Origin of the sequence: Bacillus sp. FJAT-27245 (genome assembly GCF_001273955.1) — a bacterium.
GTDB lineage: Bacteria > Bacillota > Bacilli > Bacillales > Cytobacillaceae > Bacillus_D.
This window is the reverse complement of sequence record NZ_LIGI01000001.1, coordinates 2688046-2700119: the sequence shown is the minus strand read 5'-3', so window position 1 is coordinate 2700119 and position 12074 is coordinate 2688046. Positions and strand designations below refer to the sequence as shown.

Sequence of the window (12074 nt, the reverse complement as noted above, 5' to 3'; positions counted from 1 at the left end):
CCCGGCAAAATTATAACTGTAGCCATTTTTTAAGGACAGTACCCGAAGCGAGGAGAGTGATGTATTTGAATAAAGAAATACTGAGAAAAATTATCGGTGGAATTCTCCTTGTTTCAATCATCGCTTTAGTAAGCTGGAAGCCATTTCAAATGTATCTCGAAATTCCAAAACAAATTACCGTCTTTCAGGGCGATCAAGTTTCCTTCGGCAAGGCGCCAGCAGTCAGCGCAGCTGTAGCCGCGAGCCCCGAAACAATCGTCCTTAACCAAACCGAGCACCTTGTCTCCGTGTCGGCTAAGGAATCGGGAAAAAGCGAAGTAATCCTCGACCTGGCGGGGATACCAATTAAAAAGGTCGATGTAAATGTTTTAAAAGGCTTTAGGGTTTATCCCGGGGGCCAATCGATTGGGGTAAAATTAAATACCGTTGGCGTCCTTGTCGTCGGCCATCACCAAGTTGAAACGGATAACGGAAAAAAGTCCCCCGGTGAAATGTCAGGGATAAAAGTCGGGGACATCATTACTGAGATAAATGGCCAAAAAATCGAAAAAATGTCTGATGTTGCCCCATTTGTTCAGGAGGCCGGAAAAAACGGTAAGCCGCTGAAAGTTCTTATCTCAAGGGAAAAGGGAAAATTCAAGGCAGAGCTTATGCCTCTTAAGGAAAAAGGGGCTTCCAATTATAAGCTTGGCCTGTATATCAGGGACTCAGCCGCTGGGATTGGCACGATGACGTTCTATCAGCCGGGTTCAAAAAAATATGGGGCGCTAGGCCATGTCATTTCCGATATGGATACCAAAAAGCCTATAGTAGTTGAGGATGGCCAGATTGTCAGGTCGACCGTAACATCGATTGAAAAGGGAAGCAATGGAAACCCAGGCGAGAAACTCGCAAGGTTTTCAGATGATAAAGAAATAATCGGAAATATAAACAGGAATAGCCCATTTGGGATATTTGGAAAATTAAACACGGATATTGAAAATGGCATAATGGACAAACCAATGCCTATCGCTCTATCCCATCAGGTAAAGGAAGGGCCGGCAAAAATTCTGACGGTCGTCGATAATGATAAAGTGGAAATGTTCAACATTGAAATTGTCAGCACCATCCCGCAGAAGTTCCCGGCAACAAAAGGAATGGTTATTAAAGTAACCGATCCAAGGCTTTTGGCGAAAACAGGAGGAATTGTTCAGGGGATGAGCGGAAGCCCAATCATCCAATCCGGGAAGATTGTCGGGGCAGTTACCCATGTCTTTGTTAACGACCCCACATCGGGCTATGGCGTCCATATTGAATGGATGCTGACGGAAGCGGGAATTGATATATATGAAAAACCGGAATCAAAAGCAAGCTGAACAATTGGGCCCCTCTGAGGGCCTTTTTGTTTAGTTGCGGATGAAAGAGGATATACAGAAAATGAAGAATTTTCGACAAATATGAAAAGAAAAACGAAAATGGTCGAAAAACGGAGAAAAATAAAGATATTACCTTTTTTCGTGGGTTTTTTGAGAAAAATTTAATTGTTCGCAGGATTTCCTGTTGCATTGTCGAATTTGTCATTTAGAATAGAAAATAGGTTATACAAAATGAATCTTTTATGGAATCCAAGGAGGTAACTGGGAGTGAAAAAAATTAAAGTATGTGTGGTGGATGATAATAGGGAGCTGGTAGGGCTGCTGGAGGAATACATATCTTCACAGGAAGACATGGAGGTTGCCGGCATTGCCCATAATGGCCAGGAGTGCCTTGAAATGCTTGAGGAAGTGAACCCGGATGTCCTCGTACTGGATATCATTATGCCTCACCTGGATGGGCTTGCAGTTTTGGAAAGAATGCGTGAATCGAAAAACGGCCCATTGCCTAACGTTATTATGCTTACCGCATTCGGGCAGGAGGATGTTACGAAGAAAGCGGTTGAATTGGGGGCATCCTATTTTATCCTTAAACCTTTCGATATGGAAATGCTCGGAAACCATATCCGCACCGTAAATGGAAAAACAAGTATCAGCAGGAAAGGCCATTCACCAGGATTCCGCTCCAATTCCGAACAAAAACCTAGAAACCTTGACGCCAGCATAACAACTATCATCCATGAAATCGGGGTCCCAGCCCATATTAAGGGATATCTCTATCTCCGTGAGGCAATTTCCATGGTATACAACGATATTGAACTCCTTGGTTCCATTACAAAAGTCCTGTATCCGGATATTGCGAAAAAGTACAACACGACCGCAAGCAGGGTGGAGCGCGCCATCCGCCATGCGATCGAGGTAGCCTGGAGCAGGGGGAACATCGAATCCATTTCATCCCTTTTCGGCTACACGGTAAGCATGTCAAAAGCAAAGCCGACGAATTCGGAATTCATTGCAATGGTCGCCGATAAATTGCGCCTTGAGCACAAGGCATCCTAACAGGAGCCTTTAATCTGGAATCATTTTTCCCCCTTCACGAAACGTGCTTGGGGGATTTTTATGGTTGGAACCAAAAAGGGAGCATAGCTGCTCCCTTTCCTATTTCCGTTTGAATCTGTCCTGGACCTTGTTCCGTTTCCGGTCCCGGTGAAGGATAAACCCGGCCACGAAACCAAGCCCAAGGATAAACAAAATGAACCCGATTAGAAATTGGAGCCAAAGATAAGCGAACGGCTGCTGCAACTTCCCAAAAACCATGTCTCTCATTAATTTTATCCCAAGGGCCGCCAAAAACCCAGGAACAAGCATTACAACGAGGGCTGCTATACGCTTCATGCAAACATTCCTTCCCCGCACTCTATAGGATTAGTGCCTCAGCAAAATCATAGTCCAAGAACCAGATTTGTCAAGAACCATAATAAAAGCTACAATTAGCATGAAAAAGGTTGCATGCGCTTATAAAAAAACATGAAATTATTTGCCGGAAAAGCGGCAAATCCTTCATGAAGGGGGCATGGGGTTGCCAAATGCAATGATTATCGGTGCTGGCAAAGGCGGTACTGCCATACTGAGGATGCTAAAGGAAACAGAAGTGCTTGATGTGAAGGCGGTCATTGACAGAAACGAAGATGCCCCCGGAATTCTGCTTGCCCAAAAAGCGGGCATTCCGACAGGCACAGATTGGAAAGCGTTCCTGGATGAAAAAATTGATATCATTATTGAGGTTACAGGTAATCCGGCCGTTTTTCCCGAGCTGAGGGAAGCCGCCGGGTGGGAGTCGATTCTTATTCCGGGAAGCGTAGCATTTTTGATTTCAACCTTGATGGAAGAAAAAGAAGATTTGATTGAAAGGCTAAAAAATGAATCATATAAGCATGATTTAATATTTAATTCCACGGACGATGGAATGATCGTCATTAATAAAAACGGCATCGTGACCCTCTTGAACCGGCGGGCCTCTGAAATGGTCAACTATGACAGTAAAAAAGCCGTCGGCAAGCATATTTGGGAAGTCATACCTTCGAGCAGGCTGCCCATCGTAATGGAAACCCGAAGGATTGAAGCGAATCAGGAGATGGCCCTTGAAAACGGTGCGAAAATAATTACAACGAGGATTCCGATTATAGATGAAAACGGCGGATTAATCGGTGCTTTCGCAGTATTCAAGGATATTTCGGAAGTTGTCCATTTGGCTGAAGAAATCACCAATCTGAAGGAAATCCAGACGATGCTTGAAGCAATCATCCAATCAAGCGATGATGCAATATCGGTTGTCGATGAAGAAGGGCGTGGAATTCTTGTTAACCCCGCCTATAACCGGATTACCGGCCTCACAAGGGAACAGGTTATTGGGCAGCCTGCGACAGCCGATATTTCCGAAGGGGAAAGCATGCACATGAAAGTTTTAAAAACCCGCCGGCCAGTCCGCGGGGTCCCCATGCGGGTAGGCCCAAACAAAAAGGAAGTCATTGTAAATGTTGCGCCAATCATTGTAGAGGGAAAGCTAAAGGGTAGCGTCGGCGTTATCCATGATATGTCCGAGATAAAATCATTGAACAGGGAATTAACCAGGGCCAGGCAAATCATCAGAACGCTCGAAGCAAAGTATTCCTTTGAGGATATAATCGGACAATCCGAAGAAATGCTGCTTGCGATTGAACAGGCAAAACTCGCGGCAAAAACGCCGGCCACCGTCCTGCTTAGGGGGGAATCGGGTACAGGCAAGGAATTGTTTGCCCACGCCATCCATAATGCAAGTGACAGGCGCTTCAATAAATTTGTAAGGGTCAATTGCGCCGCCTTGTCGGAGACTCTTTTGGAAAGTGAGCTGTTTGGCTACGAAGAAGGGGCTTTCTCCGGTGCGAAAAGAGGCGGGAAGCCGGGACTGTTCGAAGAGGCAAACAACGGAAGCATTTTCCTTGATGAAATCGGTGAGCTTTCGGCGAATACCCAGGCAAAGCTGCTTCGGGTACTGCAGGAAAGGGAGATTGTCCGTGTCGGAGGTACAAAACCGCTGCCAATCAATGTACGGATTATTGCCGCCACAAATGTAAACCTTGAAAAAGGGATCGCATCCGGGACATTCAGGGAGGACCTTTACTACAGGATCAACCGGCTGCCAATCCATATTCCGCCTTTAAGGAACCGAAAGGAAGAAATACCGGTTTTATGTGAAAGGCTAATTCAAAAAATCAACCAGGATTACGGCAGGAATGTAGAAGGTGTAACAGAGGAGGCGATCCTCCGCCTTCAGGAATACGGCTGGCCTGGAAATGTCCGTGAACTGGAAAATATTCTTGGCAGGGCGATTATTTTCATGGCATACAATGAAACGGTCATTGATGGAAAGCATTTGCCTGAATTAAAGAACAAGGAAGCCGGGCGAAAGGAACACTCTGGTTTACCGGAGGAGGAAAGTGGAGCAGCTTTGTCCCTCGCCGAGATGCTCGACCGGTATGAAGCGGAAATTATTAGCCGGACAATGGAACGGGCAAATGGAAATAAAACAAAGGCTGCAAAAATGCTCGGACTTTCGATTAGAAATTTGTATTATAAGCTTGAAAAATATAAACTTGAAAATTAAAGCATGCAATAATTTGCATGGAGTGAATTTTTTTGCATGAAAAAATTCCTTTAAAAAAGTGCCGGGTAGAACAGCTCAAGATAGGCGGACGTGAGTTTTTAAAAATTTTTACTTGTTTCCGCAACCTTTATTATGATGCGGACGAAAAAATCGCTATTTTGGCACGGAACTTGCATCTTAGGATAACGGGGAAGAGTTGCCCATCAAAGGGGATGATTGCACATAATGTTTCTTGAATCGTTAATCGGAAAAGCTGTGGAGAACGGAAAAAAAACAGTGGCTGTAGCTGCGGCCGGAGATCACGAAGTACTTGAGGCGGTTAGCCTTGCAGTAAAACGGAATTTGGCAAATTTTCTTCTGTACGGTGACCGGGAACAGATTGAATCCATGTACGGATCTTCGTCCGATAGATCAATCAGCATCATTCACAGCCCAGACCCGCAAAAGGCGGCAGAAAATGCCGTGAAGGCAGTAAGCAGCGGGCGGGCGGATGTTTTGATGAAAGGAAATGTACAGACTTCCGTTATCCTAAAGGCAGTATTGAACAAGGAATTCGGCCTGCGGACAGGAAAGATCCTTTCGCATACGGCGGCTTTTGAAATTGAAGGGTATGACAGGCTAATCCTTGTTACCGACGCGGCTATGAACATTGCACCAGATTTGGAACAAAAAGCCGGCATCATAAGGAACGCCGTAGCATTGGCGAAATCCATCGGGGTGGATAACCCGAAAGTGGCACCCCTATGTGCGGTTGAAACGGTCAATCCGGCCATGCACGCGACGCTTGATGCAGCCTCCCTATCGGCAATGAATAGGAGAGGGCAAATTGTCGGCTGTATTGTAGATGGGCCGCTGGCTCTTGACAACGCTGTATCGGCCCTGGCCGCTGAGCATAAAGGAATTTGCGGCGCTGTCGCCGGGAAAGCGGACATCCTGCTTGTACCATCAATTGAAACCGGAAATGTCCTATATAAGTCGCTCGTTTATTTCGCCAAGGCAAAGGTCGGGGCAGTCATCTGCGGTGCGAAAGCGCCCATTATCCTGACTTCCAGGTCCGATTCTTCCGAAAGCAAGCTTTACTCACTCGCTCTCGCATTATGCTCTGTAAATGCACAAATTGAAGATTAGGGAGGAAAATGAAAATGGAAATCTTTAAATATTTGGAACAGTATGATTATGAACAGGTAGTTTTTTGCCAAGACAAGCAATCTGGGCTAAAAGCCATTATTGCCATCCATGACACCACGCTTGGCCCGGCTCTTGGTGGAACAAGAATGTGGACATATGAATCAGAAGAGGCAGCAATCGAGGATGCCCTCCGCCTGGCCCGTGGAATGACATACAAAAATGCGGCGGCCGGATTAAACCTTGGCGGCGGAAAAACAGTCATCATTGGCGATCCCCGCAAAGACAAAAATGAAGAAATGTTCCGTGCTTTCGGAAGATATATCCAAGGCTTGAATGGCCGTTACATAACCGCCGAGGATGTCGGCACGACCGTTGCCGATATGGACCTCATCCATGAAGAAACAGACTATGTCACCGGAATTTCACCGGCATTCGGGTCTTCGGGAAATCCATCCCCGGCAACCGCTTACGGTGTATTCAGGGGAATGAAGGCTGCCGCCAAGGAAGCTTATGGTTCGGATTCACTTGAAGGAAAGACAGTTGCCATCCAGGGAGTAGGGAACGTAGCCTACAATCTATGCCGCCACCTCCATGAAGAAGGGGCCAGGCTGATTGTCACGGATATTAACAAAGAAGCCGTTCAAAGAGCGGTAGAGGAGTTCGGCGCGAAGGCAGTTGAACCGGATGAGATATACAGTGTCGTTTGTGACATTTACGCTCCATGCGCGCTTGGTGCTGTCATAAATGACGAGACGATTCCACAATTAAAAGCAAAGGTTATCGCGGGTTCGGCGAATAACCAGCTGAAGGATACTCGCCATGGGGACCTGATCCATGAGCTAGGCATTATTTATGCACCGGATTATGTCATCAATGCTGGCGGGGTTATCAATGTAGCGGACGAACTGTATGGCTATAACCATGAGCGGGCTATGAAAAAAATTGAAACCATTTATTCCAACATTGAAAAAGTCATCGAAATTGCAAAGCGCGATGGCATCCCTACGTATAAAGCGGCAGACAGGATGGCGGAGGAGCGGATTGAAAGAATGCGCAATTCCCGAAGCCAATTCCTGCAAAATGGCCACCATATCCTGAGCAGACGCTAAGAAACTAATTGGCCGGCCTTTCCGCGTAGGCGGGAGTCTACCCCTGTCAAAAGGGGAGGCCGGTTCCGATTGCTAGCTGCTTTTTGTTTTAGCAGCATAGTTGAACCAATCGGTTTCAAAGCAGCCCATCTACGCCCTTGCGTAATTGGAGCGGCAGCAGGAAGGGGCTAACTATCAGTGGGAAATCACCACTTATCAGCTTTCTGGAGGTCCTGAATGGTGCAAAACAAAGACTATCGGATCCTGGTAATCAATCCGGGCTCTACATCCACGAAAATCGGCATCTTCGACAATGAGCGATCGGTACTCGAAAAGACGATTCGCCATGACTCTGAAAAAATTACTTCCTTTGAGAGCATCATCGATCAATACGCATTCCGTAAAGAAACGATCCTGGAAACGCTTGATAATGAAGGATTCAACTTATCGAAATTAAACGCCGTTTGCGGGCGGGGCGGCCTGCTTCGCCCGATAGAAGGTGGTACATATTCGGTCAACAGCACAATGCTTGAAGACCTGAGAAACGGTTTTGCGGGCCAGCATGCCTCCAATCTTGGTGGAATCATCGCCTACGAAATCGCGGAGGGGCTGAATATCCCGGCCTATATCGTCGATCCTGTTGTTGTAGATGAGCTCGATGATCTTGCCAGGGTATCCGGGTTTTCATTAATAGAGCGAAAAAGCATTTTCCATGCACTGAACCAGAAAGCCGTCGCCAGAAGAGTATCAAGGGAATTGGGGAAAAGCTATTATGACCTTAATTTGATAGTCGTCCATATGGGTGGCGGCATAACCGTTGGCGTGCATAAGGGCGGTAGAGTCATCGATGTAAACAACGGGCTGCACGGCGATGGGCCATTCAGCCCGGAACGTGCGGGGACAGTTCCCGCCGGCGACCTTGTCAGCCTCTGCTATTCAGGTGAATACTACCGCGACGAAATCATGAAAAAACTCGTCGGACAGGGTGGGCTGGTCGGCTACCTTGGAACGAGCGACGCCGTGCAGGTAGAGAAAATGATTGAAAAAGGAAACAAGAAAGCCAGGCTAGTCTATGAAGCAATGGCTTACCAGGTTGCCAAGGAAATCGGTTCGGCCAGCGCAGTCCTTGCTGGCAAAGTTGATGCAATTATCCTGACCGGCGGGCTTGCATATGGAAAATCGTTTGTAAAATTAATTACCGAAAGAATCAACTGGATTTCGGATGTGATTGTCCACCCGGGAGAAAATGAGCTTCAGGCCCTCGCTGAAGGCGCCCTGCGCGTCCTAAAAGGCGAAGAGGAAGCCAGAATCTACCCAAATCCGGCAAAAATGCATACAGCAACTACTTAACAGGGGGCAAAATCAATGGCACAGGAATACGATTTGGTCATTTTAGGCGGGGGCACCGGCGGCTATGTCGCTGCTATACGCGCATCTCAATTAGGGCTTAAAACAGCAATTGTCGAAAAAGGAAAACTTGGGGGTACCTGCCTCCATAACGGCTGCATTCCATCCAAAGCCCTCCTCAGAAGCGCGGAGGTTTATGCTACTGCTAAAAAAAGCGAGCAGTTTGGCGTTATCACATCGGATGTGACAGTTGATTTCGGCAAAGTACAGGAACGGAAGGAATCAATCGTTGCCCAGCTCCATAAAGGGGTCCAGCACCTCATGAAGCAAGGGAAAATAGATGTTTACGAAGGGATGGGAAGAATCCTCGGCCCATCCATCTTTTCGCCGATGCCGGGAACGATTTCAGTAGAAATGAATGATGGCTCGGAAAATGAAATGCTCATCCCGAAAAATGTCCTGCTCGCGACTGGCTCAAGGCCGCGTTCATTGCCGGGCCTTGATATCGATGGGGAGCTTGTCCTCTCCTCGGACGAAGCGCTTAAAATGGACTCCCTGCCTTCTTCAATTATCATTGTAGGCGGCGGCGTTATCGGAATCGAGTGGGCTTCAATGCTTTCCGATTTCGGGGTAGAGGTGACCGTGCTTGAGTATGCGCCGCGCATCATTCCGACCGAAGACCATGAAGTGTCAAAGGAAATGCAGCGCTTGATGAAAAAACGGGGTGTCAAGATTGTTACTGGCGCAAAGGTGCTGCCGGAAACACTTTCCAAAGGTGAAGGCGTTACAATTTCCGCTGAAGTCAAGGACGCCTTAAGAGAATACAAGGCCGATAAGCTCCTTGTTTCCGTCGGGCGGCAGGCGAATATCGAAGGAATTGGCCTGGAAAACACCGAAATTGAAATAGAAAAAGGGTTTATTAAGACGAATGAATTTTTCCAAACAAAGGAATCCCATATTTATGCTGTAGGGGATGTTATTGGAGGTCTACAGCTTGCGCACGTGGCCTCACACGAAGGCCTGGTCGCGGTGGAGCATATCGCGGGAAAAGATCCGCAGCCAATAGACTACACAATGGTTTCGAAATGCATTTACAGCCATCCTGAAGCGGCCAGCGTCGGCTTGACAGAGGCGGAAGCGAAGGAATTGGGCCATAAAGTAAAGACTGGGAAATTCTCGTTCAGGGCGATTGGCAAGGCGCTTGTTTTCGGGGAGTCGGACGGATTCGTCAAAATCGTGGCCGACGAAGAAACGAACGACCTGCTAGGCGTCCATATGATCGGCCCGCATGTGACGGACATGATATCCGAAGCGGGTCTCGCAAAAGTACTGGATGCGACACCGTGGGAGATTGCCCATACGATCCATCCGCATCCAACGTTGTCGGAGGCGATAGGAGAGGCCGCACTGGCAGTCGACGGAAGGGCAATCCATTCCTAAATTTCTTTTTGAAGATGGAAGGCCACGTTTCCGACTTTTTTATTACGAATACTTGGGAGGTTTGTGTTAATGGCTGAAAATCGCCACCATTCATTGGGGCTAAGCGACGAAACCGTACTGGAAATGTACGAAACAATGCTTATGTCCAGACGCCTTGACGAACGGATGTGGCTCTTGAACCGTTCGGGAAAAATACCGTTTGTCATTTCGTGCCAGGGGCAGGAGGCCGCGCAGGTTGGCGCAGCTTTTGCCCTGGACAGGGAAAAGGATTATGTCCTTCCTTATTACAGGGACATGGGAGTAGTCCTGACGTTTGGAATGACGCCGACGGAATTAATGCTTTCGGGATTTGCAAAAGCGGAAGACCCGAACTCCGGCGGGCGCCAGATGCCGGGCCATTTCGGCCAAAAGAAAAACCGGATCGTGACCGGTTCATCCCCGGTAACAACCCAGGTTCCCCACGCGGTAGGTATCGCCCTCGCAGGGAAAATGGAGAAAAAAGATTTTCTCACCTTCGTCACATTCGGTGAAGGTTCATCCAACCAGGGGGACTTCCACGAAGGGGCGAATTTCGCGGGCGTCCATAAGCTGCCTGTCATTTTCATGTGTGAAAACAACAAATATGCCATCTCGGTTCCGATTGAAAAGCAGCTTGCCTGTGAAAATGTCTCCGACCGGGCGATTGGCTACGGCATGCCGGGAGATACTGTCGACGGAAATGACCCGCTTGAAGTTTACAAGGTTGTAAAAGAAGCCGCCGACCGTGCCCGGCGCGGTGAAGGGCCAACGCTTGTCGAAACGATTACATACCGGCTGACAGCCCATTCATCGGATGATGATGACAGGGTCTACCGGGCACCGGATGAAGTGGCGGAAGCGAAAACAAAGGATCCGATCATTACTTTCGGCGCCTATTTGAAAGAAACCGGCGTCATGGACGATGAACTCGAGAAAACCATTAACGACCGGATTATGAAGCAAGTGAACGAAGCGACAGATTATGCCGAGAAAGCGCCATATGCCAATCCGGAGGATGCGCTGAAATATGTCTATGCGGAAAGTCAGGGGGATGCATAAATGGCCGTAATTTCTTATATTGATGCAGTCACGATGGCGATACGTGAAGAAATGGAACGGGATCCAAGGGTATTCGTCCTTGGTGAGGATGTCGGCAGGAAGGGCGGCGTCTTCAAAGCGACAAATGGATTGTATGAACAATTCGGGGAAGAACGCGTGATTGATACGCCGCTTGCTGAATCAGCGATCGCCGGTGTTGGCATAGGTGCGGCGATGTACGGGATGCGCCCGATTGCCGAAATGCAATTCGCCGATTTCATYATGCCTGCTGTTAACCAGATTATTTCGGAGGCAGCCAGGATCCGGTACCGTTCAAATAATGACTGGAGCTGCCCGATGGTCATCCGCGCTCCTTATGGCGGAGGAGTCCATGGCGCTTTGTACCATTCCCAGTCGGTCGAGGCTATTTTTGCGAACCAGCCCGGCCTGAAAATCGTCATGCCGTCAACTCCATATGATGTTAAAGGTTTGTTAAAGGCGGCAATCCGAGATGAGGACCCTGTTTTGTTCTTTGAGCACAAACGGGCATACCGCCTCATCAAGGGTGAAGTGCCGGAGGACGATTACACACTTCCAATTGGCAAGGCCGATGTAAAAAGGGAAGGGGAGGACATTACGGTCATTACATATGGCCTGTGTGTCCATTTCGCCCTCCAAGCCGCAGAAAAGCTGGCGAAGGATGGAATCTCCGCCCATATCCTCGATTTGAGGACGGTCTATCCGCTGGATAAAGAGGCAATTATCGAAGCGGCCTCCAAAACAGGCAAAGTCCTGCTTGTTACCGAAGATAATAAGGAAGGAAGCATCATGAGCGAAGTGTCGGCAATTATTGCCGAGCATTGCCTGTTCGAGCTAGACGCGCCAATCAAAAGGCTTGCCGGCCCGGATGTACCGGCGATGCCTTATGCACCGACAATGGAGAAGTTTTTTATGATGAATCCTGAAAAAGTTGAAAAAGCCATGCGGGAGCTTGCCGAATTTTAAGGACTGGCACCCGAA

The 12074-nt window shown here is 48.0% G+C and carries 11 protein-coding genes; 10 read left to right on the top strand and 1 reads right to left on the bottom strand.

The window, feature by feature from the left end:
• The first annotated feature begins 59 nt into the window (after positions 1–59).
• Together spoIVB and spo0A are read left to right on the top strand one after the other, a co-directional pair.
• Complete coding sequence (gene spoIVB, locus ADU24_RS13185) at positions 60–1355, top strand: SpoIVB peptidase (RefSeq protein WP_053367073.1); 1296 nt, start codon at positions 60–62, stop codon at positions 1353–1355.
• Between the two features lie 267 nt (positions 1356–1622).
• Entirely contained in the window at positions 1623–2411 is a 789-nt protein-coding gene (gene spo0A / locus ADU24_RS13180) for a sporulation transcription factor Spo0A (protein ID WP_053367072.1), read from the top strand.
• A 99-nt stretch (positions 2412–2510) separates the two neighbouring features.
• Here the strand turns inward: spo0A and ADU24_RS13175 are convergent, their stop codons facing one another.
• On the bottom strand, positions 2511–2747 hold the full coding sequence (locus tag ADU24_RS13175; RefSeq protein ID WP_053367071.1) for a DUF2627 domain-containing protein: 237 nt from the start codon (positions 2745–2747) through the stop codon (positions 2511–2513).
• A 178-nt stretch (positions 2748–2925) separates the two neighbouring features.
• Here ADU24_RS13175 and ADU24_RS13170 point away from each other — a divergent pair, with 178 nt between their 5' ends.
• The 8 genes from ADU24_RS13170 to ADU24_RS13135 all read left to right on the top strand — a co-directional run bounded on the left by ADU24_RS13170 (position 2926) and on the right by ADU24_RS13135 (position 12059).
• On the top strand, positions 2926–4995 hold the full coding sequence (locus tag ADU24_RS13170) for a sigma-54-dependent Fis family transcriptional regulator (RefSeq protein ID WP_053367070.1): 2070 nt from the start codon (positions 2926–2928) through the stop codon (positions 4993–4995).
• A 32-nt stretch (positions 4996–5027) separates the two neighbouring features.
• Positions 5028–5231: a hypothetical protein gene (locus ADU24_RS13165; RefSeq protein WP_053367069.1), complete on the top strand. Its 204-nt coding sequence runs from the start codon at positions 5028–5030 to the stop codon at positions 5229–5231.
• Positions 5221–6123, top strand: a complete 903-nt coding sequence (gene yqiS, locus ADU24_RS13160; RefSeq protein ID WP_053367068.1) for a phosphate butyryltransferase — start codon at positions 5221–5223, stop codon at positions 6121–6123. Before ADU24_RS13165 ends, yqiS begins: the two co-directional genes overlap by 11 nt.
• A 14-nt stretch (positions 6124–6137) precedes the next feature.
• The gene (gene bcd / locus ADU24_RS13155) at positions 6138–7232 is read left to right on the top strand and encodes a branched-chain amino acid dehydrogenase (protein WP_053367067.1); all 1095 of its coding nucleotides are present in this window, start codon (positions 6138–6140) and stop codon (positions 7230–7232) included.
• 216 nt (positions 7233–7448) lie between these two features.
• The gene (gene buk / locus ADU24_RS13150; RefSeq protein WP_053367066.1) at positions 7449–8561 is read left to right on the top strand and encodes a butyrate kinase; all 1113 of its coding nucleotides are present in this window, start codon (positions 7449–7451) and stop codon (positions 8559–8561) included.
• Positions 8562–8576: 15 nt separating this feature from the next.
• Entirely contained in the window at positions 8577–9998 is a 1422-nt protein-coding gene (gene lpdA, locus ADU24_RS13145) for a dihydrolipoyl dehydrogenase (RefSeq protein WP_053367065.1), read from the top strand.
• Between the two features lie 69 nt (positions 9999–10067).
• Positions 10068–11075: a thiamine pyrophosphate-dependent dehydrogenase E1 component subunit alpha gene (locus ADU24_RS13140; protein WP_053367064.1), complete on the top strand. Its 1008-nt coding sequence runs from the start codon at positions 10068–10070 to the stop codon at positions 11073–11075.
• Complete coding sequence (locus tag ADU24_RS13135) at positions 11076–12059, top strand: alpha-ketoacid dehydrogenase subunit beta (RefSeq protein ID WP_053367063.1); 984 nt, start codon at positions 11076–11078, stop codon at positions 12057–12059.
• The last annotated feature ends 15 nt before the right edge of the window (positions 12060–12074 follow it).